The 26,146-nt window shown below is 65.9% G+C and carries 30 protein-coding genes; 10 read left to right on the top strand and 20 right to left on the bottom strand.

What is annotated here, in order from left to right:
* Nucleotides 1-19 precede the first annotated feature (19 nt).
* The 3 genes from ACZK5G_RS13680 to ACZK5G_RS13690 are packed head-to-tail and all read right to left on the bottom strand — an operon-like array spanning nt 20 to nt 2,797.
* Complete coding sequence (locus tag ACZK5G_RS13680) at nt 20-1,087, bottom strand: class III poly(R)-hydroxyalkanoic acid synthase subunit PhaC (protein WP_182266320.1); 1,068 nt, start codon at nt 1,085-1,087, stop codon at nt 20-22.
* Complete coding sequence (gene phaE, locus ACZK5G_RS13685; RefSeq protein ID WP_478463770.1) at nt 1,084-2,160, bottom strand: class III poly(R)-hydroxyalkanoic acid synthase subunit PhaE; 1,077 nt, start codon at nt 2,158-2,160, stop codon at nt 1,084-1,086. The genes ACZK5G_RS13680 and phaE overlap by 4 nt, the downstream gene beginning before the upstream one ends.
* 22 nt (nt 2,161-2,182) lie before the next feature.
* Nucleotides 2,183-2,797, bottom strand: coding sequence for a CDP-alcohol phosphatidyltransferase family protein (locus ACZK5G_RS13690; RefSeq protein WP_032130352.1), 615 nt, complete (start codon nt 2,795-2,797; stop codon nt 2,183-2,185).
* Nucleotides 2,798-3,141: 344 nt separating this feature from the next.
* Between ACZK5G_RS13690 and ACZK5G_RS13695 the strand changes: the two genes are divergently transcribed.
* Nucleotides 3,142-3,792 carry a class I SAM-dependent methyltransferase gene (locus tag ACZK5G_RS13695; RefSeq protein WP_182266321.1) on the top strand — a complete coding sequence of 217 codons (651 nt, stop codon included), beginning with the start codon at nt 3,142-3,144 and terminating at the stop codon, nt 3,790-3,792.
* A gap of 384 nt (nt 3,793-4,176) precedes the next feature.
* Here ACZK5G_RS13695 and ACZK5G_RS13700 read toward each other — a convergent pair whose 3' ends face one another.
* The 5 genes from ACZK5G_RS13700 to ppsR form a co-directional block, all read right to left on the bottom strand.
* A complete protein-coding gene (locus ACZK5G_RS13700) occupies nt 4,177-5,541 on the bottom strand; it encodes an MATE family efflux transporter (protein WP_478463772.1) in 1,365 nt (454 codons plus the stop codon).
* Between the two features lie 118 nt (nt 5,542-5,659).
* Nucleotides 5,660-6,289 (bottom strand): DUF2239 family protein, encoded by a 630-nt coding sequence (locus ACZK5G_RS13705; RefSeq protein ID WP_478463773.1) that lies wholly within the window; start codon nt 6,287-6,289, stop codon nt 5,660-5,662.
* Nucleotides 6,290-6,414: 125 nt separating this feature from the next.
* Entirely contained in the window at nt 6,415-6,903 is a 489-nt protein-coding gene (locus ACZK5G_RS13710) for an NUDIX hydrolase (RefSeq protein ID WP_049462146.1), read from the bottom strand.
* Nucleotides 6,904-6,945: 42 nt separating this feature from the next.
* Nucleotides 6,946-7,455, bottom strand: coding sequence for a DUF1249 domain-containing protein (locus ACZK5G_RS13715; RefSeq protein ID WP_032130357.1), 510 nt, complete (start codon nt 7,453-7,455; stop codon nt 6,946-6,948).
* A gap of 148 nt (nt 7,456-7,603) precedes the next feature.
* Nucleotides 7,604-8,425, bottom strand: a complete 822-nt coding sequence (ppsR, locus tag ACZK5G_RS13720; RefSeq protein ID WP_006452040.1) for a posphoenolpyruvate synthetase regulatory kinase/phosphorylase PpsR — start codon at nt 8,423-8,425, stop codon at nt 7,604-7,606.
* 145 nt (nt 8,426-8,570) lie between these two features.
* Here ppsR and ppsA point away from each other — a divergent pair, with 145 nt between their 5' ends.
* A complete protein-coding gene (gene ppsA, locus ACZK5G_RS13725; RefSeq protein ID WP_014037623.1) occupies nt 8,571-10,949 on the top strand; it encodes a phosphoenolpyruvate synthase in 2,379 nt (792 codons plus the stop codon).
* A 136-nt stretch (nt 10,950-11,085) separates the two neighbouring features.
* Nucleotides 11,086-11,979 (top strand): mechanosensitive ion channel family protein, encoded by an 894-nt coding sequence (locus ACZK5G_RS13730; protein ID WP_049462143.1) that lies wholly within the window; start codon nt 11,086-11,088, stop codon nt 11,977-11,979.
* A gap of 87 nt (nt 11,980-12,066) precedes the next feature.
* On the opposite strand, the gene ACZK5G_RS13735 is transcribed toward ACZK5G_RS13730, so the two are convergent.
* The 5 genes from ACZK5G_RS13735 to ACZK5G_RS13755 all read right to left on the bottom strand — a co-directional run bounded on the left by ACZK5G_RS13735 (nt 12,067) and on the right by ACZK5G_RS13755 (nt 15,963).
* The gene (locus ACZK5G_RS13735; protein ID WP_478463774.1) at nt 12,067-13,182 is read right to left on the bottom strand and encodes an alkene reductase; all 1,116 of its coding nucleotides are present in this window, start codon (nt 13,180-13,182) and stop codon (nt 12,067-12,069) included.
* A gap of 139 nt (nt 13,183-13,321) precedes the next feature.
* Nucleotides 13,322-14,197, bottom strand: coding sequence for an EcsC family protein (locus ACZK5G_RS13740; RefSeq protein WP_478463776.1), 876 nt, complete (start codon nt 14,195-14,197; stop codon nt 13,322-13,324).
* Between the two features lie 159 nt (nt 14,198-14,356).
* Nucleotides 14,357-14,929, bottom strand: coding sequence for an oligoribonuclease (orn, locus tag ACZK5G_RS13745; RefSeq protein WP_012511426.1), 573 nt, complete (start codon nt 14,927-14,929; stop codon nt 14,357-14,359).
* A gap of 74 nt (nt 14,930-15,003) precedes the next feature.
* Complete coding sequence (tadA, locus tag ACZK5G_RS13750; RefSeq protein WP_049422446.1) at nt 15,004-15,528, bottom strand: tRNA adenosine(34) deaminase TadA; 525 nt, start codon at nt 15,526-15,528, stop codon at nt 15,004-15,006.
* Nucleotides 15,529-15,603: 75 nt separating this feature from the next.
* Complete coding sequence (locus ACZK5G_RS13755) at nt 15,604-15,963, bottom strand: winged helix-turn-helix transcriptional regulator (RefSeq protein WP_121503573.1); 360 nt, start codon at nt 15,961-15,963, stop codon at nt 15,604-15,606.
* A gap of 78 nt (nt 15,964-16,041) precedes the next feature.
* Here ACZK5G_RS13755 and ACZK5G_RS13760 point away from each other — a divergent pair, with 78 nt between their 5' ends.
* The 3 genes from ACZK5G_RS13760 to ACZK5G_RS13770 all read left to right on the top strand — a co-directional run bounded on the left by ACZK5G_RS13760 (nt 16,042) and on the right by ACZK5G_RS13770 (nt 17,580).
* The gene (locus ACZK5G_RS13760; RefSeq protein WP_478463778.1) at nt 16,042-16,809 is read left to right on the top strand and encodes an NAD(P)H-dependent oxidoreductase; all 768 of its coding nucleotides are present in this window, start codon (nt 16,042-16,044) and stop codon (nt 16,807-16,809) included.
* A 68-nt stretch (nt 16,810-16,877) separates the two neighbouring features.
* On the top strand, nt 16,878-17,315 hold the full coding sequence (locus tag ACZK5G_RS13765; RefSeq protein ID WP_032129515.1) for an acetyltransferase: 438 nt from the start codon (nt 16,878-16,880) through the stop codon (nt 17,313-17,315).
* Nucleotides 17,316-17,373: 58 nt separating this feature from the next.
* The gene (locus ACZK5G_RS13770; RefSeq protein ID WP_478463780.1) at nt 17,374-17,580 is read left to right on the top strand and encodes a hypothetical protein; all 207 of its coding nucleotides are present in this window, start codon (nt 17,374-17,376) and stop codon (nt 17,578-17,580) included.
* A gap of 22 nt (nt 17,581-17,602) precedes the next feature.
* Here the strand turns inward: ACZK5G_RS13770 and ACZK5G_RS13775 are convergent, their stop codons facing one another.
* A complete protein-coding gene (locus tag ACZK5G_RS13775) occupies nt 17,603-18,109 on the bottom strand; it encodes a GNAT family N-acetyltransferase (protein ID WP_478463781.1) in 507 nt (168 codons plus the stop codon).
* A gap of 258 nt (nt 18,110-18,367) precedes the next feature.
* Here ACZK5G_RS13775 and ACZK5G_RS13780 point away from each other — a divergent pair, with 258 nt between their 5' ends.
* The 3 genes from ACZK5G_RS13780 to ACZK5G_RS13790 are packed head-to-tail and all read left to right on the top strand — an operon-like array spanning nt 18,368 to nt 21,043.
* Nucleotides 18,368-19,024, top strand: a complete 657-nt coding sequence (locus ACZK5G_RS13780) for a hypothetical protein (protein ID WP_478463782.1) — start codon at nt 18,368-18,370, stop codon at nt 19,022-19,024.
* A gap of 40 nt (nt 19,025-19,064) precedes the next feature.
* Nucleotides 19,065-19,718 (top strand): hypothetical protein, encoded by a 654-nt coding sequence (locus ACZK5G_RS13785; protein WP_423163059.1) that lies wholly within the window; start codon nt 19,065-19,067, stop codon nt 19,716-19,718.
* On the top strand, nt 19,715-21,043 hold the full coding sequence (locus ACZK5G_RS13790; protein WP_478463783.1) for an XVIPCD domain-containing protein: 1,329 nt from the start codon (nt 19,715-19,717) through the stop codon (nt 21,041-21,043). Before ACZK5G_RS13785 ends, ACZK5G_RS13790 begins: the two co-directional genes overlap by 4 nt.
* Before the next feature lie 54 nt (nt 21,044-21,097).
* Here ACZK5G_RS13790 and ACZK5G_RS13795 read toward each other — a convergent pair whose 3' ends face one another.
* The 3 genes from ACZK5G_RS13795 to ACZK5G_RS13805 all read right to left on the bottom strand — a co-directional run bounded on the left by ACZK5G_RS13795 (nt 21,098) and on the right by ACZK5G_RS13805 (nt 24,071).
* Nucleotides 21,098-22,372 carry a hypothetical protein gene (locus ACZK5G_RS13795; RefSeq protein ID WP_478463785.1) on the bottom strand — a complete coding sequence of 425 codons (1,275 nt, stop codon included), beginning with the start codon at nt 22,370-22,372 and terminating at the stop codon, nt 21,098-21,100.
* Nucleotides 22,373-22,469: 97 nt separating this feature from the next.
* Entirely contained in the window at nt 22,470-23,477 is a 1,008-nt protein-coding gene (locus ACZK5G_RS13800) for an XVIPCD domain-containing protein (protein WP_478463786.1), read from the bottom strand.
* 57 nt (nt 23,478-23,534) lie between these two features.
* Nucleotides 23,535-24,071, bottom strand: a complete 537-nt coding sequence (locus ACZK5G_RS13805; protein ID WP_032129521.1) for a hypothetical protein — start codon at nt 24,069-24,071, stop codon at nt 23,535-23,537.
* 268 nt (nt 24,072-24,339) lie between these two features.
* Here ACZK5G_RS13805 and ACZK5G_RS13810 point away from each other — a divergent pair, with 268 nt between their 5' ends.
* A complete protein-coding gene (locus tag ACZK5G_RS13810; protein ID WP_478463787.1) occupies nt 24,340-24,630 on the top strand; it encodes a hypothetical protein in 291 nt (96 codons plus the stop codon).
* A 67-nt stretch (nt 24,631-24,697) separates the two neighbouring features.
* On the opposite strand, the gene ACZK5G_RS13815 is transcribed toward ACZK5G_RS13810, so the two are convergent.
* The 3 genes from ACZK5G_RS13815 to ACZK5G_RS13825 form a co-directional block, all read right to left on the bottom strand.
* A complete protein-coding gene (locus ACZK5G_RS13815) occupies nt 24,698-24,985 on the bottom strand; it encodes a DUF4189 domain-containing protein (RefSeq protein ID WP_332838308.1) in 288 nt (95 codons plus the stop codon).
* Between the two features lie 267 nt (nt 24,986-25,252).
* Entirely contained in the window at nt 25,253-25,654 is a 402-nt protein-coding gene (locus ACZK5G_RS13820; protein ID WP_478463788.1) for a hypothetical protein, read from the bottom strand.
* A 163-nt stretch (nt 25,655-25,817) separates the two neighbouring features.
* Entirely contained in the window at nt 25,818-26,117 is a 300-nt protein-coding gene (locus ACZK5G_RS13825) for a DUF4189 domain-containing protein (RefSeq protein ID WP_478466519.1), read from the bottom strand.
* Between the last annotated feature and the right edge of the window lie 29 nt (nt 26,118-26,146).

Below are 26,146 nucleotides of genomic sequence, written 5' to 3' on the forward strand. Positions count from 1 at the left end.
TACAAAAGCGAAGCAAGCCTTACACGTCGCGCGCTTTCAGCCAGCCATCGATCGTGGCCGGCACTTCGCGCTGCGCGCGACCGGACACGTAGATGCCGATATGGCCGCCACGGAAACTGGACTCAGTGTAATCCTCGGTGCCCAGGCGTCCACGCATCGCGCGCGAGGCATCCGGCGGCACCAGATGGTCCTGCTCGGCGTAGATGTTCAGTACCGGCAGGGTCACCTTCGACAGATCCACCGCCTCTTCGCCGATCCGCACCGTGCCGTTCATCAGCCCGTTGCCCTGGTAGAACTGCTTGATGAAGTCGCGGAACGCCTCGCCGGCCAGGTCCGGTGAATCGAAGATCCACTTCTCCATCCGCAGGAAATCCTCCAGCGCGGCCTTGTCATCGAGGATGTCGAGCAGGCCCACGTACTTCTGCACGTTGAGGCGAAACGGCTTGAGCATCAGGTAACTGGCATTCATCAGGTCGGCCGGGATGTTGCCCAGCGTGTCAACCAACAGGTCCACATCCACCTGCCGCGCCCAGTGCGAGAGCATGTTGTCGGCGGTGTGGAAATCGACCGGGGTGACCATGGTGATCAGCTTGCCCAGCTTCTGCCGGCGCAGCGCGGCGTAGCACAGCGCGAACACGCCGCCCTGGCAGATGCCGAGCAGGTCGACCGGTCCGCCACTGCGCGCGCGCAGCGTATCGACCGCGCCATCGATGTAGCGCAGCAGGTAGTCCTCCAGGGTCTGGAAGCGCTCCGAGCGATCCGGGTAGCCCCAGTCCAGCACGTAGACGTCCTGCCCCAGCGCCAGCAGCTTCTGCACCAGCGAACGGTCGGCCTGCAGGTCGACCATGTACGGCCGGTTGACCAGCGCGTAGACGATCAGCAGCGGCGTGCGCCGGGTCGGTGCCTGTTCGCCGACGAAGCGGTACAGCACCACCTTGCCGTCGCGCCAGACTTCCTCGCGGGCGGTGACGCCATAGTCCACGTCTTCCACCTGCGGCAGCAGCTTCAGCCCTTCCATCAGCTTGCGCTGCATGGCCAGGGTTTCCTGCATCAGGTCATCGGCGTTGAAGCCCAGCGGTCCTTTCATCGGTCACGCGTCCGCGTGGAAGTACGGGGCGCTGCCTTTGGTGCAGCCTTCTTCGCAGGCGCCTTTTTCGCAGCCGCCTTCTTTGCCGGCGCGGCCCTCTTCGCGGCCTTGCGCGCGACCGGCTTCACCTTCGCCGGCGCCGGCTGTGCCACCGGATCGACCTCGCCCGTACCGGCCATGGCCGCCACCTGTGCCTGCAGGCGGCGCAGGCTGCGCTCCAGCTCGGCGATGCGGCGGTGCGCGGCGTCCATCTCACTGCGGGTCGGCAGGCCGATCCGTTCACTCATCTGTTCCACCTCGCGCTGCAGGCCGGCGCGCAGGCGCATCTGAGCGTTGCCCAGCGCGGCATACACCTGCTGGAACGGTTCGGACATGGCGACCTTGGCGTAGGCCTCCTCGGCCACTTCAATCCACAGGTCGAACATCGCGCGGGCGCTGGTCAGCTGGCTGCCCGGCTGCTCGTGCTCGGCCAGGCGCTGCTCGAACAGCGCGAAGGCCTCGTCCAGTGCCTGCTTGATCTGATCGACGTAGGCGCGTGAATGCTGCTGGTATTCCTCCTGCGCCCGCAGCAGCGCCTGCCAGCGCGCCTGGTGCTCGCGGCCGGGCCCGAACGCCGGGCTCTGCAGCCACGGACCGGCCTGCAGCTGGAACTGCTGCAGCCAGGCGGCAAACTCCGGTACAGCGGCGCCAGCGTGGGTGCTGCCACGGGCGCCCTGCAGCATCCACTGCAGCATGCCGTCGCCCTGCCCCTGCACCGCCTCGCGCCAGGCTTGTGCCACGTCGGCACTGCTGGCGTCGCGGCCGGCGAAACGCGCGGCCACTTCCTGCATGGTGCCGTACCAGCTGCCCGCCTGTTCGCGGAAGCGGCGCACGGCATCTTCCGGCGCGCCCTGCCCCTGCTCGGGCAACAGCTGGCCCCACCAGTCGAACAACCGCTGCCAGCTGCCGGGGTCGTCACCAGCCGGTGCGCCGGGCGTGCTCGCATGGCGCAGGGCATCGCCCCAGGCGCCGAAGTACTGCCGGGCCAGGGTTTCGAAATCACTGCTGCCGGCGTCGTGGGCCGAGCTGGTCATCGCAGGCCTCCGCAGGGCTGGCTCATGGCTTGGGGATACGCAGGGTCTTGCTGATCATCAGCGACCCGGACAGGGCGAACAACAGCACCATCGGGTGCAGCTGCCACGGGCCGATCTGCCACTGGCCGAACCAGATGTTCTGGCCGATGGCATCGGTACCGGCGGCGATCGCCAGCACGATCACCAGCACCAGGCTGGTCGGGATCGGGGTGCCCTCGAAATACGCGACCTTGCCCTCGTCGCCGGCCAGCGCCTCGGCGGTGACGTTGTAGCGCGCCAGGCGGCTGACGCCGCAGCAGACGAAATAGCTCAGCACCAGCCAGTCCCAGCCGCCCTGCATGCCGCAGGCGTAGGCCAGCGCCGCCGGGGCCACACCGAAGGAGATCACGTCGGACAGCGAGTCCAGCTCGCGGCCCAGGGTGGAGCTGGACTTGCGCCAGCGCGCGATGCGCCCGTCGAGGGCGTCGAAAATGAAAGCCAGCGGGATCAACGCCATGCCGAACAGCAGGTAGCCGCGCTCGCCGTCCTGCAGGAAGCGCATTGCGGCAAAGACCGCACCGGTGCCGCAGAAAGCATTGGCCAGGGTGAACCAGTCGGCCAGCTGGAATTCGCGCAGCATCGAGAAGTGACGTTTCATGGAGTCTCACGGAGCATCAAGGCCCACAGGTTACCGCGAGCGCCGCCGCTGGCGACAGCGTTGGCAGGCCCCAGCCTTCACCGCTCCCTCACCTGTCCTCACCGGCGGTGAATTTTTCGCCACCCATCTTGACAGCCTAGGGGGGTGGCGCCTGTCGCGGCTTATCCACAAAGTTGCCCACGCGTAATCCACACCCCCTGTGGACAACCAGATCTCACCGACTGCGACGCTGGACATTTCCTCATCACCCCGAAGCGGGGTTTCCCTACTTCCCAAGCCACAAGGTCGGCGCTATGGTCACCGGCGGACCCGCCGCCGCCACGTCCGAAACTCTGCAACGGACGATGATGATGCTGGATGCTCCCACTCTGGCCGCACAGCTGCGGCAGCCCCATGGCGAGGCCGCGCTGGCGGTGGCTGACTCGATGAACCGCAGCAACGGCGCACTCAACCTGGCCGCGATCGGGCTGCTGGCCGTCGGCACTGGCGAACGGGTCCTGGAGATCGGCCCCGGCAATGCGGCCTTCGCGCCGCTGATGCTGCAGGCCACCGACAGCCACTATCTGGGTATTGAGCTGTCCACCGCCATGGTCGAGGCCGGCAACCAGCGCCTGGCCAGCGCCGGGTTGGCCGAGCGTGCCGCGATGCGACACGGCGACGCTCATGCGCTGCCGGTCGCCGATGCCTCGATGGATGCCGCGCTGGCGGTCAACACCCTGTACTTCTGGCCGAACCTGGCGCCGGTGCTGGACGAGCTGGCGCGGGTGCTGCGCCGGGGCGGCCGCCTGTGCCTGGCCTTTGGCGACGCCAGCTTCATGCGCAGCCTGCCATTTGCTGCCGACTTCCAACTGCATGAGCTGGACGCGGTGGAGCTGGCGCTGCGGGTATCGGGCTTCCGCGTCTCGGCCTGGCGCAGCCACCGGGAATCTGCAGCCGGCAATGACGGCCAGATCCGCGAAAAGCACTTCCATCTGCTGCTGGCACAGCGGCGCTGAAGTGGTAGAGCCGGCCGCTGGCCGGCTGCCCCGGCATTCCGGATTGCCGGCCAGCGGCCGGCACTACCCAGCCTGCACCCGCCGCCAGCGAGCAACACAGAACACCTGCATCACCAGTGGCCGACTCACCGCAGCCGCCGCAACGACTGTGATCCGACCGCGTGGTAGAGCCGGCCGCTGGCCGGCTGCCCCGGCATTCCGGATTGCCGGCCAGCGGCCGGCACTACCCAGCCTGCACCCGCCGCCAGCGAGCGAAACAGAACACCTGCATCACCAGTGGTCGGCCCACCGCAGCCGCCGCAACGACTGTGTTCCGACCGCGTGGTGGAGCCGGCCACTGGCCGGCTGCCCGGACCGTTCCGCGTTGCCGGCCAGCGGCCGGCACTACCCAGCCTGCACCCGGCGCCGCCAACGCGCGAAGCAGAACACCTGCATCACCAGCATCGCCAGCAACCCCAGCGGCCACGCCCACCACAGGCCGGCCAAACCATGCCGCGCCTGCAACCACATCGCCAACGGCAGCTCCAGCAGCAGTACCGCTGCCATGCCCAGCAACGCTGGCAGCAAAACCGTGCCGCTGCCGCGCATTACCCCGACCAGCACCGCGCTGCCTCCCATCGCCAGCACGCCCCATACCACCGTGCGCAGCTGCGATGCGGCCAATTCGCGCACCTCTGCGGCCGCCAGGATCAGCCCGGTCAGCCAGGGCGCCAGCGCCATCACCAGCAGCACCACCACGCTCAGCATCGCCAGCCCAAGCAGCACACCGGTGCGAGCGATGGCGGGCAGCCGTGCCGTACGCCCCGCGCCCATCGCATGCGCCGCGAGGATGGTGGCGGTAATGCCCAGCGACATCGCAGGCAGTTGCACCCAGCTCATCAACTGGTTGACCGCACCGTAGGCGGCCGTGGCCGTGTAGCCGTAGCGGTTGATCCAGCCCAGCAACACGATTTCGGCAATGGCCAGGCTGAGCATCTGCAGCGATGACGGTACGCCGATGCGCAGCATCGCGCGGATGAGCACGCCATCGAAACGGATGGCACGCAGCAGCTCACGTCCCGGCGCCAACGGGTGCCCCATCCTCTGCCAGCGCCACATAAGCCAGGCCAGGGCCAGCAGCGAGGCAAACGCCGCCGAGACTGCCGCACTGGCCGAACCCAGCTGCGGCAGGCCGGCCCAGCCGAGGATCAGCAGCGGCGTGCACAGCAGGCCGACCACCGTTGCCAGCAGCAGCGCATGCAGCGGTGTCTTCGCATCGCCCACCGCGCGGCTCACCGCAGTGGCCAGCCACAGCAGGAAGAACACCGGTGCCGTCAGCAACAGCACGCGTGCGTAGACAATGGACTCACTGAGGACCGCTGCCGGCGTGCCCAACGCCACCAGCAGTTGTGGCGCGAAGCCGCCGCCCACAGCCATCACCAGCACCGACAGCAGCAGGATCAGCGCCACCGCGCTGCCAGCCACGGCGCGTGCCTGCTGCGGGCGGCCCGCGCCCCAGGCCTGGCCGATCAGCACCATCGCACCGGTCGCCAGGCCCATTACCAGGGCCAACAGCAGGAAGAAGACCGGAAAGAACGCAGCCGCTGCAGCCACTGCCTGTGTGCCGAGCAGATGGCCGAGGTAGATGTTGTCCAGCGTGCCTGCGGCCAGCTGCAGCGCATTGGTCAGCAGCATCGGCAGCAGCAGGGTCAGATAGGTGCGCCACAGCGGGGGTGCTGCCGGAGGTATCGGATGTACAGGGGGGCTCATGGGGTTCTCTGGGCAAGGCGCCGCCCTGCCCGGCGTTTCCGCCAGCAAAGCACGCACAGGGGAAGCGGGCCTGGACCCGCGGTCAGGTGGGGCCGTCGCTCAGCAACGGCGCGATGGCTCAGCCGTCGGCGTGGTCCGCAGGATCGTCGAAGGCCAGGCGCAGAGCGTGGGCGCACACATCCGCGGGCCAACTCCGCAACGCCGCTTCCAGGCCCGCGCGGTCATGCGCGAACAGGACACGGATCGCCTCCTCGAAACCCGGCAGGTCACCGGCGATGGCCTGCAGGAAGTGATAGGCACGCTCGCTGTCACGACGCTGGCGGTCCTTGTCAGCACCGGCACGGCTGGCCGCCTCCACCAGCCTGCGCAGCACCACCGAGGCACCGCCAGGCTGCTCGGCCAGCCACGCCCAATGGCGCGGCAGCAAGGTCACTTCTCGGGCGACCACACCCAGCTTGGGGCGGCCACGGCCACGTGGGGTTGCGGGCGCCTCTTCGGCAGTGACGTCGGCATCCGTCCCCACGGCGGCGGGAAACGCTTCGTTTACCCGCGCCCGGAGTTCTGCGTCGCTGCCACGCGTATCGAAATCACGGGTGCGGCCGGTGGCGTTGTCGAACACCAGCAGCGGACCGGCAGCGTTGTCGACACGCAGCTGCTTCAACGCCAGCGCGGCCACTTCCGGCGTACCGGAAGCGACCAGGCGATGGCCGTCGAAACAACTGAAGGGAGGAAGTCGGGACGCAGGCATGGCAACGGCATCAGAGGCGATGCGCGAATATTGCCCGGGTAATTCTCCGCCGTCAATATTGCCCGGGTATTAATTTGCCAGAAGAGCGTGCCGACCAAAGGTTGGCAGCTACCCGATTTCCCGGCTCACAGGCGGCTGAAGGACCAGCTCACCATACGCCCGTCCTTGTACGGCATCACGCCGTGGAACGGGCGCGGGTCGGCGTCGAACACCAGCGGCAGGAAGTTGCGGTCGCCCTCCCACATCGGCAGGGTGTCCAGCTTGTCCAGGTCCACCCACTCCAGCGTGCCTTCGTGGTTGCCGCCGTGCGGGGTGCCCTCGAATCCATCGATGACGAACACGAAACCCAGCCAATCCTCGCCGTGCTTGCCGAAGCCTGGCCAGCTGATGGTGCCGCGCAGGCGCATGCCGGTGCAGTCGATGCCGGCTTCCTCGGCGATCTCGCGGCGCATGCTGGCCGCCACATCCTCGTCCGCTTCGATCTTGCCGCCCAGGCCGTTGTACTTGCCCAGGTGGTGGTCACCGGGACGGGTATTGCGGTGGATCATCAGCACCTGGCGACGATCAGGCGACAGCACATAGCCCAGGGTGGCGACGATCGGGGTGTACGGCATGGGGCAGCATCCAGCGGCAGGTCAGCCGTGGATTATGGCCGATCAGCGCACCAGCGACAGGCGACGCTCGGCAGGCGCACTGGCGCCGTCGGGATCGCGGCGCAGGGTGGCGACACCGTGGCCACGCTCAGCCAGGTATTCCAGCCACTTGCCGAGGAAGGTGTTCATCCGCATGCGGTGGCTGATCAGCTCCGCCGGCGGCGGGTACAGGCCCATCGTGTCCTGCCAGCGGCGGCCGACGTAGCAATGGGTGGTCTCGGCCTGGCGCGCGTCACGGTACAGACGCACATAGGCCGACGGATCCGGCTCACCGGTGACCGGGTCGGCCAGGTCGTAGGTCAGGCGCAGTTCCACCGTGTAGCGGTGGCACTCGATCACGTCCAGGCGGACATCCAGGCCGTCGCCGATCGAGGAAATGTAGCTGCCCGCCACCAGTCCGGCCGGTTCGAACAGACGCACCAGATGGCGGTAGTTTTCCGCGTACAGGCCCATGAGCCAGCTCAGCCGGCTCAGGCGGGGAATGCGTTCGGTGCGGGGCAAGGCTCGGGCCATGGGTCGATCCTACACGTTGGTGCTTCAACGTGGGGGCGCGCACGTGCAAGCCAACCCCTGGGTAGTGCCGGCCGCTGGCCGGCAGCCCTGCATCGCGGCCGAGGGTTCATCCACCAGCCGGCCAGCGGCCGGCTCTACCAGATGAGGATCAATACAGCTCGCGCTGCAGCCCCAGCGTGGCCAGCACCTTGCTGGAAATCTCCTCGATCGAGGTATGGGTGGTGCTCAGGGTCGGGATCCGCTCCATCTGGAACATCACCTCGGCCGCAGCCACCTCGCGCTTGCAGGTGTCCAGGTTTGCGTAGCGCGAGTTCGGGCGGCGCTCCTGGCGGATCTGCTGCAGCCGGTCCGGGTCGATGGTCAGGCCGAACAGCTTGCGCCGGTAGTTGCGCAGGCGTGGCGGCAGGCGGTCGCTTTCCAGGTCTTCGTCGGTCAGCGGGTAATTGGCCGCGCGCACCCCGTAATGCAGGGCCAGGTAGATGCAGGTGGGCGTCTTGCCGGCGCGTGACACCGCCACCAGGATCACGTCGGCATCGTCGTAGTTCACCGCGATGCCGTCGTCATGGGTCAGGGCGAAGTTCATCGCGTTGATGCGGCGGTGGTAGGTGTCGAAATCGACCATGCCGTGGGCCTGGCCGACCCGGGCCAGGCGCGGACTGGCCAGTTCACGCTCCAGCGGCTCGATGAACGGTGCGAACACATCCAGCATCAGCGCCCCGCTGTCGGCCAGGATCAGGCTCAGGCTCTGGTCCACGCAGGAGTTCACCACGATCGGCCGGACCTGGTACCGCTCCCCTGCCGCCTGGATCCGGGCACAGGCTTCACGCGCTTTTTCGGGGTCGTCGACAAACGACATGCGATCGGTAATGAAGCTGAACCCGGAGAACTGGGTGAGCAGGCTATGCCCAATGGTTTCAGCGGTGATACCGGTTCCATCGGAAACATAGAACACCGGACGGATGGTCGACATGCGCGCTTTTACCCCCTACGAAGCCTAAAAAGGCCGCCAGCACAAGCTTGTGCCGACGGTACTCTGCCCGGCATCATATCGGCTTCTTCCTACGGACGCGGCCATTCCAGCCCGCCTCGGGCGATGGCCAAACGGAGCATCGCGCTTGAACGAGAACATCCTGTGGTTGCACGAACTGCGTCTGGCCGATCTGGCCCGCGTAGGCGGCAAGAATTCGTCGCTGGGCGAGATGATCGGCAACCTGGCCGGTCTGGGCGTTTCGGTGCCGGGCGGTTATGCCACCACCGCTGAAGCCTTCAAGGACTTCATCGCGCACAACGATCTGTCCAAGCGCATCTTCGACAAGCTGGCCACGCTGGACGTCGAGGACGTCAACGCGCTGACCGCAGCGGGCAAGGAAATCCGCACCTGGGTGATCGATGCCCCGCTGCAGCCGCAGCTGGACCAGGACATCCGCACCGCCTACGCCCAGCTGAGCGCCGACAATGGCGGCGGCGACGTGGCCGTGGCCGTGCGTTCGTCGGCCACCGCCGAGGATCTGCCGGATGCCTCCTTCGCCGGCCAGCAGGAAACCTTCCTCAACGTCACCGGTGCCGACGACGTCGTGCACAAGGTCAAGGAAGTGTTCGCCTCGCTGTACAACGACCGTGCCATCGCCTACCGCGTGCACCACGGCTTCAAGCATGAAGACGTGTTCCTGTCCGCCGGCGTGCAGCTGATGGTGCGTTCGGGCGTCGGTTCCTCCGGCGTACTGTTCACCCTGGACACCGAGTCCGGCTTCCGCGATGTGGTGTTCGTCACCTCGTCCTTCGGCCTGGGCGAAATGGTCGTGCAGGGCGCGGTCAACCCGGACGAGTACTACGTCTACAAGCCCACCCTGCAGGCCGGCAAGCCGGCGATCCTGCGCCGCTCGCTCGGCAGCAAGGCCATCCGCATGGTGTATTCGGATGTTCCGGGTGAGCGCGTCAGGATCGAGGACACCCCGGTCGAACTGCGCAACACCTTCTCGATCAGCGACGAGGACGTGCAGGAACTGTCCAAGCAGGCGCTGGTCATCGAAAAGCACTACGGCCGCCCGATGGACATCGAGTGGGCCAAGGACGGTGTCAGCGGCAAGCTGTTCATCGTGCAGGCGCGCCCGGAAACGGTGAAGTCGCGCAGCCATGCCACCCAGATCGAGCGTTTCGCGCTGACTGAAAAGGGCGGCAACGTGCTGGCCGAGGGCCGCGCCGTCGGTGCCAAGATCGGTTCGGGCGTGGCCCGCGTGGTGAAGACGCTGGACGACATGAACCGCGTGCAGCCGGGCGACGTGCTGATCGCCGACATGACCGATCCCGATTGGGAACCGGTGATGAAGCGCGCTTCGGCCATCGTCACCAATCGCGGTGGCCGTACTTGCCATGCCGCGATCATCGCGCGCGAGCTGGGCGTGCCGGCCGTGGTCGGTTCGGGCAACGCCACCAAGGTCATCGAAGATGGCCAGCTGGTCACCGTCAGCTGCGCTGAAGGCGATACCGGCTTCATCTACGAAGGCAAGCTGGGCTTCGAGCGCACCACCACCGATCTGGGCAACATGCCGCCGGCACCGCTGAAGATCATGATGAACGTGGCCAACCCGGAACGTGCCTTCGACTTCGGCCAGCTGCCGAACGCCGGCATCGGCCTGGCCCGTCTGGAAATGATCATCGCCAGCCACATCGGCATCCACCCGAACGCGCTGCTGGAATACGACCGCCAGGATGCGGCAACCAAGAAGAAGATCGACGAGAAGATCGCCGGTTACGGTGATCCGGTCAGCTTCTACGTGGATCGCCTGGCCGAAGGCATCGCCACCCTCACCGCCTCGGTCGCACCGAACGCCGTGATCGTGCGCCTGTCGGACTTCAAGTCCAACGAGTACGCCAACCTGATCGGCGGCAGCAACTACGAGCCGCACGAAGAGAACCCGATGATCGGCTTCCGCGGCGCCAGCCGTTACGTCGATCCGAGTTTCTCGGCCGCCTTCGCGCTGGAGTGCAAGGCCGTGCTGCGCGTGCGCAACGAAATGGGCCTGGACAACCTGTGGGTCATGATTCCGTTTGTGCGCACCCTGGAAGAAGGCCGCAAGGTCATCGAGGTGCTGGAACAGAACGGCCTGAAGCAGGGCGAGAACGGCCTGAAGATCATCATGATGTGCGAAGTGCCGTCCAACGCACTGCTCGCCGATGAGTTCCTGGAAATCTTCGATGGCTTCTCGATCGGCTCCAACGACCTGACCCAGCTCAGCCTGGGCCTGGACCGCGATTCGTCGATCGTCGCGCACCTGTTCGACGAACGTAACCCGGCGGTGAAGAAGCTGCTGTCGATGGCGATCAAGTCGGCACGTGCCAAGGGCAAGTACGTCGGCATCTGCGGCCAGGGCCCGTCCGATCATCCGGATCTGGCCGAATGGCTGATGCAGGAAGGCATCGAGTCGGTGTCGCTGAACCCGGACACCGTGGTCGATACCTGGCTGCGCCTGGCCAAGCTGAAGGCGAACGGCTGAGACCGTGATTGCTGAGGGCTGACGTCGCTTTCATCGGCGCCGGCCCATACTTCAGCTGCATGCAAGCCCCGCCTCTGCGGGGCTTGTTGTTTCTGGCGTCTGCGCGCGCCACCTCCCCCGCTGCAAAGGAGCCCGCATGATTGCCACTGCCCCACCCGCCCCCGCCGCAACACCCTGGTTCCACTCGCTCGATTGGGAACGCCTGCTGGAGACCTACGGCGTGCCATTGCTGGCCGCGATCGTGGTGCTGCTGGTCGGCATGTGGGTGGCGCGACGCCTGTCCAACGCGATGCCACGCGCCACCGCGCGCATGGGCGTGGACCCGATGCTGGGCAACTTCCTGCGCAACGTGGTGTACGCCGCGTCGCTGGTGATCGTGGTGGTACTGGCGATCGGCACGCTGGGCGTGCAGATCACCCCGCTGCTGGCTGTGCTCGGCACCGCCGGGCTTGCGGTTGGCCTGGCACTGAAGGATTCGCTGTCCAACATCGCCTCGGGCGTGATGCTGGTGACGCTGCGCCCGTTCCGCGTCGGTGATGTAGTGACGGTGGCCGGACAGACCGGCACGGTGCGCGAAGTGCGCATCTTCCAGACCGTCATCACCGGTGCCGACAATCAGCACACCACCATTCCGAACACGCTGATCACCGCTGCGCCGATCATCAACCTGACCGCCGAGCCGACCCGCCGCGTCGAACTGGTGGTGGGCATCGGCTATGAAGACAACATCCAGCTGGCGCGCGACACCGCGCTGGCGCTGATGAAGGCCGACCCGCGCGTGTTGCAGACACCGGCACCGGACGTAGTGGTGTACGAACTGGGCGCGCACGCGATCAATCTTGGCATCCGCTGCTACGTGAAGTCGGCCGACTGGTTCGGTACCAAGGTCACGCTGCTGGAACAGCTCAAGCTGGGCTTCGACAAGGCCGGCATCAACATCCCGTATCCGCAGCAGGACATGCACCTGTACCTGCATGGCAAGGATGGCGGCGTGGTCGAGGCCGACGCGCTGGTGCGCGACAAGCCCTGATCACAAACAGAAATGCCGGCCAGCGGCCGGCACTACCCTGCCCCGCGCACCCTGGTAGTGCCGGCCGCTGGCCGGCAACCTCCGGGATCAGGCGGCGACGCTTTCTTCCAGCGTCGCGTAATCGGTGAACCCGACCGCACCACCGCCGAAGAACGTTGCGCGATCCGGCGGGTTCAGCTCCGCCCCCAGACGCAGGCGCTCGGGCAGGTCGGGATTGGCGATGAACGGGCGACCGAAGCCGATCAGGTCGGCCCAGCCTTCAGCCAGTGCCTGCTCGGCGCGCTCGGCGGTGTACTTGCCGGCGTAGATCAGGGTGCCTGGGTAGACCATGCGCAGCGCCTGCTTGAACGCCACTGGCATCAGCGGTGCGTCATCCCAGTCGGCCTCGGCGATGTGCAGGTAGCCCACGCCCAGCTCGCCCAGCAGGTGTGCCGCCGCCAGGTAGGTGGCCTGCGGCGTATCGTCCACCGCGCCCTGCAGGGTAGTCAGCGGCGCCAGGCGCACGCCAACGCGCTCACCACCGGCTTCTGCAGTCACCGCCTGCACGACCTCGCGCAGGAAACGCAGCCGGTTCTGCAGCGAGCCGCCATAGCCGTCGCTGCGCTGGTTGGCCTGCGAGTCGATGAACTGGTTGATCAGATAGCCATTTGCACCGTGAAGCTCGACACCATCGAAGCCGGCGGCCAGCGCATTGCGGGTGGCCTGCGCGTAATCGGCGATGATGCCCGGAATCTCGGCCTCGGCCAGCGCGCGCGGCATCGAGTGCTGGATCATCTCGCCCACGCCCGCTTTCGGGCCGGCGCCGGTGGGGTCGACAAACACCTTCACGCCCTCGGCCAGCAGCGCCGACGACGACACAGGCGCGGCACCGCCGGGCTGCAGCGCGACGTGCGAGACCCGACCCACGTGCCACAACTGGGCGTAGATGCGACCGCCCGCAGCGTGCACGGCGTCGGTCACCTGGCGCCAGCCCTGCACCTGCTCGCCACTGTGGATGCCCGGGGTCCAGGCATAACCCTGGCCCTGCGGGCTGATCTGGGTCCCTTCGCTGACGATCAGGCCCGCGCTGGCCCGCTGCGCGTAGTAGACGGCCATTTCCGCGGTGGCAACGTTGCCGTCGGCAGCGCGCGAGCGGGTCATCGGCGGCATGACGATTCGGTTGGGCAGGGTCAAGGCGCCCAGGCGGTGGGAGGTGAACAACATGACGGACATCTCTTGCGGGGGGAGTGCCAGCAAGAATGGGGACCGCCTGCGAAAGGCAACAGGCGTGTTATGGCAAAACAGTTGTGCCCGGCAGGCAAGGATGGCCTGGCATGAAGGCTCATCCATGCATGGCGTGGATCTACTCCAGGCGGGGTTCCATCCTGATCGTGCCATGCGCCACGCGGTCATAACAGGTGCGCACCACGTCTTCGCCGTACTTGATCTCCAGCCGGCGCACGATGAAGTGGCCGCGCGCCATGTCCTGGTAGTAGTCGGTGAACATGGTGTTCAACGTCGCACCGGCAGCGGCACCCACGATCGGCACCGCCTGTGCGGCGAATTTCTCGGTGACCACCACGCCGAAGCGCGCCGCCACCTTCTCCACCATCTTCGCCAGCAGCTTGCCGGCTTCCTTCGGCGCTACGCCCAGGGTGAGATCGCGGCCGGTCACCACGCGCCCGGCCAGCTCGGCCGACAGATGGCGCATCACATCGGTGGTGAAGCCGCGGGCCAGGTAATAGCCCGTCTCGCTGGCGTCATCGCGCGGCGAGTTGCCGCCCAGCGCGAACACCTCCAGGCAGGCCTGGCGGGTACTGAACTCGGACAGGTCGAAGCCTTCGCTGCGAGCCACGTCGGCCACGGCGCGCATCATGATGGTGGTCGACACTGGCAGTTCGATGAACAGCGCGGCAAAGCCAAAGGCGCCGCCCACCGCACCGGAGGTCGCTGCGGCCAACTTGTGCCAGCGGGTGGACGCCCCCTTGCCGGGGGTGTTGTCCATGCTCCACAGCGCTGCCTGCGCCGACTTGGTCAGCGCCGCCTGCACGGCGCCATGGATGCGGTTGGAGACCGAGTTGGGCAGCGCCTTCACCGCGAACTCCAGCGGCGTGCCGACCAGATTGGCCATGCGCGCGGTCAGGGTCGGCGCTTCCAGCAGGGCCACCGCCCGTTGCAGGTCAGACCAGTCGCGGGCGTCGTGGGCAATGTCGCGGGGAAGCAGGATGGGCTCGTTCATGGCGCCGATCTTAGCGCCAGGGAGTTGAACGGAGGGTAGTGCCGGCCGCTGGCCGGCAACCTGATACACCTCACGAAGGCCGCTGAATTGCCGGCCAGCGGCCGGCACTACCAGTTCGCGTGTCACCCGGTAGCGCCGGGCCATGCCCGGCGTCGTTGTTCAGGCCGTGGGCAACCCCGACAGCGCCCCCATGAACTGGCGATAGTGGCGCAGCTCGGCAATCGAATCGTGCACGTCGCTCAGCGCGGTGTGGTTGCTGTTCTTGCCAACGCCAGCGGCCACGGTCGGCGCCCAGCGCTTGGCCAGCTCCTTCACCGTGGACACGTCCAGGTTGCGGTAGTGGAAGTACTTCTCCAGGCGCGGCATCTGGCGGTGCAGGAAGCGGCGGTCCTGGCAGATGGAGTTGCCGCACATCGGCGACAGGCCGGCCGGGATCCACTGCGCCAGGAAATTCACCGTCTGCGCCTCAGCCTGGGCAAGGGTCACCGTGCTGTCCACCACGCGCTGCCACAGGCCCGAACGGCGGTGCTGGTTGCGGTTCCACTCGTCCATCGCTTCCAGCGTTTCCAGCGGATGGTGGATGGCGAATTCCGGACCTTCGGCCAGCACGTTGAGCTGGGCGTCAGTGACTACGGTGGCGATCTCGATGATCGAATCGTTGTCGGTATCCAACCCGGTCATTTCCAGGTCGATCCAGATCAGTCGTTCGTTGGCCGCGCCGTTGTCCGCCATGTGTCGCCTCGTTGCTGGGCAGGCGCGCGGCCTACCGGTGATGGAAAGAGGCGCCCATCATACCCTTTAGCCCCTCAGCCCTCGCCGGCGTGGTCTTCCAGCAGCAGCGGAGGCTTGCCGCGCTTGGCGCGGAAATAGTTGGTCAGGCGCATGCTGGCTTCCTTGGCCAGCACCCCACCGTGGATCTCCACCCGGTGGTTGTGGCGGGCATCGCCAATGAGGTCGAACACGCTGCCGCAGGCACCGGTCTTGGGGTCGCTGGCACCGTAGACCAACCGTGCAACGCGCGCGTGCACGATCGCCATTGCGCACATCGCACACGGCTCCAGGGTCACATACAGCGTGCTGCCAAGCAGGCGATGGTTCGCCAGCAATTTTCCGCCCGCCCGCATGGCCACGATCTCGGCGTGTGCGCTGGGGTCATGCGAGGCGATGTTGAGGTTCCAGCCCTCGCCCAGCAGTTGGCCGTCGGCACCGACCAGCACTGCACCCACCGGGATCTCGTCGAACTCGCGTTGTGCGCGCTCGGCCAGCGCCAGCGCGTGGCGCATCCAGTGTTCGTCGGTGTCGTGCACCGGCACACCCAGGGCGTCGGTCATGGCGGTTCTCGCGTGTCTGCAGGGCCAGGATGGCCGCCGGGGCCGCATTGTACGCCCGCAGCCGTGCAGGCGCCGCTAGCGCGCGTCGAAGCGCTCGCGGGCAGCGTCCAGCGCCGGGAAATTGTGCTCGGCCCAACGGTCCAGCGCGGTCAGGGTGTCGACCAGACTGCACGCAACCTCGGTCAACCGGTACTCCACGTGCAGTGGCTTGCCGCCCAGATCGCAGCGCTCGATCAGGCCGTTGCGCTCCAGCTGCCGCAGGGTCTGGGTCAGCACCTTCTGCGAGATGCCTTCGATCTTCCGCAGCAGCGCACCATTGCGTTGCGGGCCCTCGGCCAATGCCGGCAGCAGCAGCATCACCCACTTGCCGGAGATCAGTGCCAGCGCATCGCGCGCCGAGCAGTCGGCGGCATAGACATCACCGGGAAAGGCCATGGTTACCTCAAAGTGCGTAATTGCCGGGGCATGCCGGCATCGCGAGGATGGTCGCACACTCCACGAACACCTCGCCCCATGCGCGCCCTGATCCTGCTGGCCCACCCCGAACCCCGTTCCTTCAATGCCCACCTGGCCATGCAGGCGGCCGAGCAGCTGCGGCACGACCATCTGCAGGTGGACATGGTCGACCTGTATGCAGAAGGCTTCGATCCGCTGGAAGCGGCCTGGCACCATCCACGGCGCCTGCAGCCCGAGCGCTTCGATGCCCAGCGCGAACAACGCTACAGCGCCGAACACGACCAGTTGCCCGCCGATGTGCGGCATCACCTGCAGCTGCTGCAGGCCGCGGACCTGGTGATCCTGCAGTTCCCACTGTGGTGGTTTGCGGCGCCGGCCATCCTCAAGGGCTGGCTGGACCGCGTGCTGGTCTACGGGCCGATGTACAACAGCCGGCAACGCCACGAGCGCGGCGTGATGCAGGGCAAGCGTGCGTTGCTGAGCGTCACCACCGGCTCTTCGGCGCGGGCGTGCGCGGTCGATGGCCGCGAAGGCGATACCCGGCTGTTGCTGTGGCCGTTGATGTACAGCCTGCGCTACGTCGGCTTCGAGGTGATGGAGCCGCATATGGTGCACGGCGTGCGCTCAGGGCTTGCAGCGGAACGCGTGCAGGCCCACGACGAAGCATTGGTTGCAGCCACCCTTTCCTACCGCGAGCGACTGTCGCGATGGCGGCAGTGGCCGACCGTGCCCTTCAACAACAGTGAGGACTTCGAGGATGGTGTGGCGCTGCGCGCGGAAGCGACTGCCTACTGTCCCTTCATCCGCCATCGCATCGCCGGATGAACCCGCACCTGCAGGCACGGCCGGAAAGCTTCACAATGCGTATTCCTGTCAAGCACCTTGGTGAACACATGACCACCCTCCGTCCCTCTCGCGCCGACGACGGCGCCGCCCTTGTCGATCTCTGGCGCCGCGCCGTCGACGCCACCCACGACTTCCTCAGCACTGAAGATCGCCTGGCGATCGATGCCGAAGTCGCCGGTTTCCTGCCGCAGGCGCCGATGACCGTTGCTGTCGATGCACAGGATCGGCCGCTGGGCTTCATGCTGATCGACGGCACCCACATGGAAGCACTGTTCATCGATCCGGACGTGCGCGGCACCGGTATCGGTCGGCAGCTGCTGCAGCACGCACTGGCCCTGCACCCGCAGCTGAGCACCGACGTCAACGCACAGAACGCGCAGGCCGTGGGCTTCTACCTGCGCATGGGCTTTGTCGAAACCGGTCGTTCGCCGCTGGATTCGCAGGGCCGCCCGTATCCGCTGATCCACCTTCGGCATAAGGCCTGACATCCGTTGGCAGCAGCTGCGTGTTAGCGTGGCTGCTTTCGATCAAGGAATGCCGTACATGGATGGTGCAAAAGCCCTGTTGACCCTGTTTGCGCTGGGCATCAGCCTGGCCTGGATCCTGGTGCCGTTCGCCATCTTCGCCGTGCGCAACCTGCTGCGTGAGGTACTGGTCGAGCAGCGTCGTACCAATGAACTTCTCGAGCATATCGGCGGCTACCGCATTCCGAAACCGCAACCCGAACCGACCGTCTGGCGCGCGCCCTGAGCGGGCGCACGCCCGCCGTGGCTCAGGCTGTCGCCTCGAAGGCCGGTGAGTACTGCACCTCGCCCTGAGCCAGCGGAGGCTGCAGGCAAAGCGCCTGGAAGTACTCCGCCGGCACGCCCGGCAACACCAGGCCCGGCTCGGCACGGAAGCCGAAGCGCCCGTAATAGGCCGGCTCGCCCAGCAATACACAGCCATGTGCACCCTGCTGACGCAGTGCTTCAAGTGCGGCGTGCATCAGGGCCGCACCGATGCCCTGCCCCTGCCACGCGGGCACTACCGAGATCGGGCCCAGGCCAAACCAGCCCGTGCTGCCATCGCTGACCGTCACCGGCGACAGGGCAATGTGGCCGACCACCTGGCCCTGAGTTTCGGCGACCAGCGAAATGCTCAACTCCCCGCGGGCGCGCAGGGCGTCGACGATGAACTGCTCGGTGTGGCTGCTGTGCGGGGCTTCGCGGAAGGCGGCCGAGGTGAGTGCATGGATGGCGGCGTGGTCAGCCGTGGTTTCGGTGCGGATCATGCAGTTCAAGAGAACGCCTTTGATAATGTGATGAGTGCGTGAATTATTGATTTACGTCGCAGATTCAACCGCGAGCAGCCCCTGCCAGCAAGGCCAACGCGACGCCCGAATCCCCTGTGCTGCAATCGATTCGCCGGAATACACCGCATCGCGCGCGTCAAAAAGCCGTCGCGGCGGTGGCGCAGCGTTCCTGACACGCTCCATAATCGAGAAACCTGTCACCCAGGAAGGATATATGGACATGGACGCACGATGCAGGATCAGGCCATGGGAGTAGCGCTCCCTGAAAGGAAAAGGCAGCCGCTGCTGGCGTTGCTCGCCCTTATCCCACTGGCCGCATGCTCGCCCTATGCTGATGCCGAGCGCGACGTCGCCGCTGGTGGGCGCGGCCTGGCCAAACTCAACCCATCACCGCAGCAAGGCTACGAGCTGGTGCTGACACTGAAGGATGCCCCCGGTCCCTTCGCGGTGGTCGAGGGCGTTGCCCAGTACGACGCACGCAACTATGCAGCATGTGGGCGGATCGTACCTGCAACGGGCACTGCGGGCCGCATCACCAGTCAGGAACCTATCGCACTGCGCCAGGTGGGCGAGAACGAATACCGCGGCACGTTCTACCTCGACCGCATGCAGGACGAGGTTTACTACGGGCGTGGTGTCTGCCATTGGGCGCTGACGGGAGTCGGTGCGATGTTGCGCGCTACGACCGGCGAGGCGGATACGCGATTCCTGACGTTCATCGACAAGGAGCGCATGGACGCGAGGAGCCCATTGACTCTCTATTATCCGAGGGTTGCCTATCCTCGCGCCGAGCTTGCTGCCAACTACCCTGCCAGCGGCAAAGAGAATCCTTCGGAGTACAAGGAAGAGCTGCGCGACGCGCTGTTCTCAACCACCACCACTGTGCAGAAGCTCATGCCATGAGCCGCCAGTTCCACAACCCCTACCCCCAAGGAGGCCGACATTGCGCCACAAGATGATTCCGTGCCTTGCTCTGCTTCTGTTGACCGCCTGCAACCCGGAGACCGCCATGAACCAGGAACGTGCCGCTGCTGAAGCCGATGTCGCCCAGGGTGGGCGCGGCCTCGCCAAGCTCAACCCCAGCCCGCGCAAGGCCTATGAACTGGTACTTCGCCTGAAGGATGCACCCGGTGAGTTCGCGGTGGTTGAAGGTGTCGCGCAGTACGACGTGACCAACGAAGACCAGTGCGGGCACATCGAACCGGCCACCGGTACCGCCGCACGCATCACCAGCCAGGAGCCGGTGGAGCTGCGCAAGGTCGCCGACGGCGAGTACCGCGGCACCGTGTACCTTGATCGCATGCTGGACGAGGACTACTACGGCCGTGGCGTCTGCAAGTGGGAATTCAGCGGCGCCGGTGCGATGCTGAAAGCCACTGGCGCCGAGGGTGAAACGCGCTTCCTGTCGTTCATTGAGGCAGCGCCGTTCGTCAAAGGCGAGACCGAAACTCGCCACTATCCTCGTGCAGACTATCCGCGCGTGAACGAGATTCCTGACTACGGCGCAAGCGGGCAGGAAGATCCCACCAAATTCCGCCCTGAACTTCAGAATGCGCTGTTCTCGGCTTCACTTGAAGCCAATGAGGTCCGCCAATGAGCCTCAGCAGCCAAGACTACGCGGGCATTTCCGACGACGTGTACAAGGACCGTGCGGTCGGTCGACGCGCTCCTGGCAAGGAAGAGCTCGTAGCGATCAACGGGCATGAGTACAAGATCCTCGAGCACGTCGATAATCGACTGAACGGCTATCAGGGAACGATCTACCAGCGAGTCGACACCCATGAAATTGTCGTCGCACATCGCGGCACCGAACAGATCGCACGCGATGCAATTCTGACCGATGGTGGCATGGTCGTTGCCCGCACCAACGTGCAGGCTCCGGACGCCATCGCGCTGACTCAACGCGCCCTCGCCTATGCCAAGAAGGAAGGGCAGGATCTCGGACAACGTCCGCCCGAAGTTACCGTCACAGGCCACTCCCTCGGCGGTGCCCTGGCCCAGATCACCTCGCACCACTTCAACGTCAAGGGCGAGACCTTCAATGCCTACGGCGCGGTCAGCCTCAGCTACCGCATTCCGGAAGGCGGCAACACCATGATCAACCACGTCATGGCCTCCGATCCGGTCAGCGCTGCCTCGCCGCACTTCGGCCAGGTCCGCATCTACGCCAAGCCCGATGAGATCAAGACGCTCGCGGCAAATGGCTTCAGCAATCATGCCCTGCGTGATCTGATTCCGGACCGCCCGATCATCGCGGCAACCAACTCGTTCGGCGCACACAAGCTGGGCAACTTTCTCGACGAAGGCTCGGTGCTGAAGCACCCGGAAACGCAGAAGCTGGCGAAAGACAACGCCAAGATGATCGAGGAGTACCGCGACGACGTGGAATCACTGCGTCGTGGCGTCACCCGCGCGGCACGCGGCATCCCTGGCGGCGCCATCGATCTGTACGACCACATCCGCGGCCCGCTGCAGCCCGGTGAACCAGCACGCCGCGAAGCAGAGAAGAACGGCCATCACACCAGCATGCTGCGCATGGACGATGCCAATCACCTGGGCAACCCGCTGTTCAACGACGCGATCCGTGGCGTGCATGCGCAGGACGTTCGCGTCGGCCGCGTGCCGGATGTGATGAGTACGCAGTTGGCCGGTAGCCTGGCGGCGGAGATGCACGCTGCAGGCGGCAAGCGCATCGACGAGGTGGTGATGAATGCCGACGCCTCGCGCAGCTTCGCGGTGCAGGGCCAGGGCGGCGACCCGGCGCATCTGCGCGTGTCGGTGGACACGGCCGTGGCGATGAACACCCCGCTGGAGCAGAGCAGCCAGCGCATTGATCAGCAAGCTGCGGGACAGCGCCTGGCACAGGACCGCGATCAACAACTGGAACAACAGCAGAACCAGACCCGCAGCATGCAGGCCTGATGAACAGCGCGGGAGCCGGTCAATCCAGCTCCCGCGTCACTTCGGCCCTCTGCCTCAGGGGCTGGAGGCCGCGACCGGCGCGGACGCACCGGCGATCACGAACAGATCCGGCCCGGAATCCGGGAAGCCACCACAGGCGCGATCGCCCGGTGCTACCGGATCACAGGGCCACTGCGCCCGCGCGACCTTCTCACGCAGCTCGAAGCGATCCCCAGTCCAGACCACGAAGGCCAGGTGCTCGCGGTTCCAGTCACTGTAGGCACGCGGACCGCCCTTCTGCGCCGTCTCCGGGTACTGCACGAACCAGCGCATGGCCGGGCCATACTGCAACTTGCTGTGGTCCAGGCTGATCCGGCCCTCGCGCGACAGCTGCCGTGCACGATCGGCCTCCGTCAGTTGGGGCATGGCCGGCATGGCATCGGCGGTCACATCCCTCGGCGCGGCGTCCCCGCGAACCTGGTACACACGCTGGGCCACATAGGCCTCGCGGCAGTCACCCGCTGGCACACGTACCGGCTCCGCGCCGTACTCATCGCGGTTGGCGACCCGGTCGCTGCAGGTGAACGGTGCCGACACCAGGTAGAACGTGCTGTCGGCGTCGCGTCCTTCCAGCGAGCGCACCCAGATGTCGCCCATCCGCGCGATGAAGTCCGGGCGCTGGCCGTAGCCCGGCACCGCCTTGAACCAAACCTTCTGTTGCACCTCACGCTCGCGCCAGCTGCGCGGCAGGTGGATGTCCTGCTGGGGCAGCGCGACCAGCAGCGCGGCCAGATGCGCCGGCATCGTGCCCTGGCAGGCGCCGATCAGCAGCTCGCCCTGGGCCGCCAGCCGCCCAGCAAGATCCACCGGGCAGCGGGCACCAAGCGCACGCTCGGTCGCCTGCTCGGGCGGCAACGGCGCGATGACCAAGGCGGGTGGCGCGGGAGCTACCGCCGGGACGGCTGGCTCGACGACGGCAGGCGGTGCAGCGACAGGCGCCGCCGCTGCGGGTGCAACGGGCACAGGCGTCGGGTCTGCAGCCGGCGCCGGCTGCGCGTCCACCACTGGTGTCGCAGGAGGTGTCACGGCAGCCGGTACATCGGGAGCCGGCACCGCGACAACGGTTTCGGTGGCCATGGGCGCTGCAACAGGTGCCATCCCTGCAGGCGCGTCAACGATCGCCTCGGCGGCGATGGGCGCCTCCACGACGGGCGCCGCTGTCTCCTGAGCCTGAGCCTGTGCCGACGCTGCGGCAAGTCCAAGTGACAGCAGCCAGAGCGGCGGCAGGCGGCGCGCGGATGCATCGCAGCGGGCAGCGACGTGCCGGGCATTCGAGGGAACGATTCGCATGTGGTGTCCTTCCGAGTGGGTTTCCATATCGGCGCCACAGGGCGCCACGCGTCGCACGTAAAGCGCCGGCGGGTCCCCTGCCCGCCGGCATCAGGTGTTACAGGGATCGAGAACGCTGCTCCTGCTCGCGGGCGAGCGCGGCCGCCGGGTCCTGCTGGGCGACACTGGCAGCCAACTGCTGGCTGCTCTGCGCCAGCGGCTGCTGGGCGGCCTGCTCCCGGTCAACGGACGCACGCAGCATCGCCGGATCTCCCAGCGCGCCCTGCACCGCAAACAGCGTGCGCCCGTCGTTGCCCGCCAGCAGATGATCGATACGCGACAGGCCGGCCTTCTGCGCGCTCAACGCCAGCGCGCCGGCGGCGTTGTCCAGTTCCTGCTCACTGCGCAGTCCGCTCTGCGCCCCCATCTGCTGCAGGTGCTGGCGTGCCCCCTGGAACAGGGCGTGTCCCGGCTCGCCCGGCTGCGACATGTCGCGCAGGGTGGCCTGCTGCGCCGGCGCCCCTACTTCGCCCCGCTCCAGCCGCGCCATCACATCAGGTGTCAGCTTCTGCTGCCACACATCGAACCGCTGCTGGCGGGCCTCGATGCCGTTCAGGCCACCATTGATCGCGCGTGTCGCTTCGCGCACATCCTCGCGCGCCGCCTCCGGCACGCGCGTCTGCCACTGCCACACCGCAATACGGCCCGCATGCTCAGGCTGCGCGGCCAGCTCCGGTTGATTCACCAGATCCAGATCCAGCGCCTTGCCGGCACGCTCGTAATTCTCCTTGCCGACCAGCGGCAGATAGCCGCGACCGTGATACTTCAATGCGTCGCCGGGCGCATCATTGCCCATGCGCCCGCCGTACATCAGCTCGGCCAGATTCTCCGGACGGCCGCGCAACGCCTCCTGGCGGGCGCTCTCCAGCGCGGCGTTGCCATTGCGCCACGCCGCTTCCACCGGGATCTGCGAGATACCCCGGGTGAAGTTGAAACTTTCATTGAGCCGGCTCAGGCCACGGGACTCGTGCCCGGCCTGCGCCATGAAGTTGGCCAGTTCCCGGGACGAGGTGATGCCGGCCTCCGTGGCCTGCCGCAGCAACTGCGACTCTCTATCCTGCGACACGGTGAAACTCCTGCTCGATCATCGTTGGGTACTCCCGCCTCCTCACAGGCATGGCACTCAGGGCAAGCTCACGTCGGCGACAACGGACGGATCGAAATCCTCGAACCGCACCCGACCAAGTTCGGCCGCCGAGAAATCGCGTGTATGACTGGCCTCGGTCTCGGTGTCGACCACCCTGCGCTGCACGCCATGCACCCAACAGGCCTCGTCGGCCGGAACGTAGCGGAACGTGTAGATGCTGCTCCAGCGCTCACGGCTCCCGCCGTTGGTGATCACACTGAACGCGCCATCCTCGATGGTCACGTACGCGAAGGGGTCGCCGGCAATGCCCCCACGGGTGGAGCACGGCACCAGCTTGTCGTTGCGCGCGGCCAACTGCCATCGGCCCGCGGCGTCACCCAGCAGCAGCAACAACACCCGGTTAGGACCGTGCTCGCCGGGCACCAAGCCGTCGGGTGCCGGTTGATCGATCACCAGCAACTGGTCGTCGATCCCGTTGCCGGTGAGATCGCCGCGTACCGCCTCCAGCAGGTTCGCGCCGGACGGAACGAACGCCAAGGCATTGTCCATGTGTACGCCACTCCCCTTCTGCATCCCCTGCGACTCCTTCAATCCTGACTTTCCAGTACCCGCGCGACGACCGGGAAACCATGCGCTGCGCTGCAGGCTCCGGTGTCCACCATGGCGGATGATAGCCCCGGCCCTGCGGCGTCTGCGATGGTCGCAATCAACATCCGCATCGTGGGTCGTCAGAGTCCTCATGGACGGAAAAGCTCCTGCGTTCGATGGCACCGATGCGTCGGGATTTTGACGCGCACGCAGCTTACTTCGAGGAGGCGGGGCTCGTCGAAGGGAGCTTGGGATGAAAAGCGCACTTGATCACAGAAAAAGCGCAGTTAACGTGAATGGTGGCTTATCCGAAAAACAGATCCGCGGTGGATGGCGCCGGGGATGCATCGCCTCCCGCAGCCCCGCCGGCCTGAAGTTGCGCGGAAAGCGTGCGCTGCTTATCGCGCCCGAACATGCCCATGCTGGTGGCAACGGCCACAATCAACGCTGCCCGCGCCATGTTGGTTACCAGGACCATCATCGAGTCGCGGCTGCAGCCTGTAACGATTCGATAGCCTTGCAACACTTCTCCACAGCGCAGTAAAAGAACATTTGCCCACTAGGACCGTCGCGCCACTCGATCTCGGCGGGATGTCACGGCAACCATGAGACTAGAACGACTCAAAGATCGGCTCAGAACAATCTGTATATAGAACTTTGCACTGCCCACCACCGATGTCCGCGCAATGGGACAAAACTCGATTTGTAGCCTCCTCCTTGGAGCCTGCAACCGAATAGGAGACGCGCCCCTTACTCCCCCTCTCGGGATCAGCATATGCAACGCACTGGTTCTTATAGGTAGTTCCGACTTTGCAATCTCTAGCGCCATGGGTCGCGCAACGGGAAAGCGCCTCGGACACAGCTTCCTGCTTTGAACGCCTTCCGACTGATGCCCCCATATCGCCCGTGCTTACTGCGGTTGCAATAGCTCCCCAGGTTTTGATCCAGCGGCCTGTCGCGACCGGACCACTGGACCCCGCAGCGCCTCCATTGGAGCCCAGTATTGGCGCACATCCACCAACCCCCTGTCCGCCAATCGGATACTGTCCGGGCGGGCAGCGCCCCTCCGCTTGGACATCTGCTGTCACAAGCAAGAACAAAGCAGAACAAATCCAAAAGAGGGAGATCACAATGCGCTTCACGTTAACTCTCCAATACGCCTGAAATCACTGTCTACCAGGATGAGCAGCTCGCTGGCCAGTCTCCGCAATCCTTGTTGCATCCGACTGCGGCAATGTCATGCGGCTTGTTGACTGATTACTGTAGTCACCGGCGTCTGCAGTACGCCCCTTCTCCGGCTTATCCGGCGAGTAGTAGCTACCCGGCGGCTGCCCACTCGGGCCCGGCGCCTGCGCAACAGGGCTGCCACCTATCTGCGAATATGCCATGAAGCTACCCAAGGTGCCCTGGAAGAACATGGCCGCCATTGGGGGCGCAGTCAGAATCAGGGTCGTCAGGATCAATCCCATGCCGCCCTGCTGCATCGCCTGACTGGTCATGCCATCGCTGGACGCGCCCATCAGCGGGAACTTGTTCACCAGCGCTGTCACCCCGAACGACGCAGACACGCGAATCACCATACCTATGGCCAGCGATTCCAACCCCAAAGGCAAAGTCGATGTCTTAGGCGGAAGTGAGAAATAGAAATAGCCCGCTTCTCAGCAGGCCACATCTAAAACAAATAAGCAGAACCTCGGCGTGCAACAAAGCTCACCCAACGCGAGGATTCCATCATCGGAAAGGCTTAAACTCAGACATGCTGCACGCAGAGTAGATAACGGTACAACTGCGCCCCTTACCCTCGGATTCACAACGGCGCACTGATTCCGCCTTCGCATCCTCTTCATTAGGTGATCGATACGCCACGGTTGTCACGTCGGCCAGGGGTACTGAGCCAATCACCGGGCCGGCTAGCGCGGCGCATTGATTGTGGTACTCAAGAATAACTTTACACTTCTGCCCCCCCATGCGCTGACATTCAGAGAGCGCGAGAGACCTGGCTTCTCTCTTTGATTTTTTGACCTCTGCCACACCAATCGCCAAATTCTGGCCTACTTGAT

Source organism: Stenotrophomonas sp. 62841_Sma (genome assembly GCF_056482945.1).

Coding starts and splice junctions, on each gene's coding strand:
- ACZK5G_RS13765 (WP_032129515.1), top strand. CDS start 16,878: ATGACCACCCTCCGTCCCTCTCGCGCCGACGACGGCGCCGCCCTTGTC.
- ACZK5G_RS13755 (WP_121503573.1), bottom strand. CDS start 15,963: ATGGCCTTTCCCGGTGATGTCTATGCCGCCGACTGCTCGGCGCGCGAT.
- ACZK5G_RS13790 (WP_478463783.1), top strand. CDS start 19,715: ATGAGCCTCAGCAGCCAAGACTACGCGGGCATTTCCGACGACGTGTAC.
- ACZK5G_RS13795 (WP_478463785.1), bottom strand. CDS start 22,372: ATGCGAATCGTTCCCTCGAATGCCCGGCACGTCGCTGCCCGCTGCGAT.
- ACZK5G_RS13695 (WP_182266321.1), top strand. CDS start 3,142: ATGATGATGCTGGATGCTCCCACTCTGGCCGCACAGCTGCGGCAGCCC.
- orn (WP_012511426.1), bottom strand. CDS start 14,929: ATGGCGGACAACGGCGCGGCCAACGAACGACTGATCTGGATCGACCTG.
- ACZK5G_RS13715 (WP_032130357.1), bottom strand. CDS start 7,455: ATGGCCCGAGCCTTGCCCCGCACCGAACGCATTCCCCGCCTGAGCCGG.
- ACZK5G_RS13730 (WP_049462143.1), top strand. CDS start 11,086: ATGATTGCCACTGCCCCACCCGCCCCCGCCGCAACACCCTGGTTCCAC.
- phaE (WP_478463770.1), bottom strand. CDS start 2,160: ATGACCAGCTCGGCCCACGACGCCGGCAGCAGTGATTTCGAAACCCTG.
- ACZK5G_RS13735 (WP_478463774.1), bottom strand. CDS start 13,182: ATGTTGTTCACCTCCCACCGCCTGGGCGCCTTGACCCTGCCCAACCGA.
- ACZK5G_RS13690 (WP_032130352.1), bottom strand. CDS start 2,797: ATGAAACGTCACTTCTCGATGCTGCGCGAATTCCAGCTGGCCGACTGG.
- tadA (WP_049422446.1), bottom strand. CDS start 15,528: ATGACCGACGCCCTGGGTGTGCCGGTGCACGACACCGACGAACACTGG.
- ACZK5G_RS13700 (WP_478463772.1), bottom strand. CDS start 5,541: ATGAGCCCCCCTGTACATCCGATACCTCCGGCAGCACCCCCGCTGTGG.
- ACZK5G_RS13815 (WP_332838308.1), bottom strand. CDS start 24,985: ATGGGGGCATCAGTCGGAAGGCGTTCAAAGCAGGAAGCTGTGTCCGAG.
- ACZK5G_RS13710 (WP_049462146.1), bottom strand. CDS start 6,903: ATGCCGTACACCCCGATCGTCGCCACCCTGGGCTATGTGCTGTCGCCT.
- ACZK5G_RS13810 (WP_478463787.1), top strand. CDS start 24,340: ATGAAAAGCGCACTTGATCACAGAAAAAGCGCAGTTAACGTGAATGGT.
- ppsR (WP_006452040.1), bottom strand. CDS start 8,425: ATGTCGACCATCCGTCCGGTGTTCTATGTTTCCGATGGAACCGGTATC.
- ACZK5G_RS13805 (WP_032129521.1), bottom strand. CDS start 24,071: ATGCAGAAGGGGAGTGGCGTACACATGGACAATGCCTTGGCGTTCGTT.
- ACZK5G_RS13760 (WP_478463778.1), top strand. CDS start 16,042: ATGCGCGCCCTGATCCTGCTGGCCCACCCCGAACCCCGTTCCTTCAAT.
- ACZK5G_RS13770 (WP_478463780.1), top strand. CDS start 17,374: ATGGATGGTGCAAAAGCCCTGTTGACCCTGTTTGCGCTGGGCATCAGC.
- ACZK5G_RS13680 (WP_182266320.1), bottom strand. CDS start 1,087: ATGAAAGGACCGCTGGGCTTCAACGCCGATGACCTGATGCAGGAAACC.
- ACZK5G_RS13780 (WP_478463782.1), top strand. CDS start 18,368: ATGGGAGTAGCGCTCCCTGAAAGGAAAAGGCAGCCGCTGCTGGCGTTG.
- ACZK5G_RS13705 (WP_478463773.1), bottom strand. CDS start 6,289: ATGCCTGCGTCCCGACTTCCTCCCTTCAGTTGTTTCGACGGCCATCGC.
- ACZK5G_RS13740 (WP_478463776.1), bottom strand. CDS start 14,197: ATGAACGAGCCCATCCTGCTTCCCCGCGACATTGCCCACGACGCCCGC.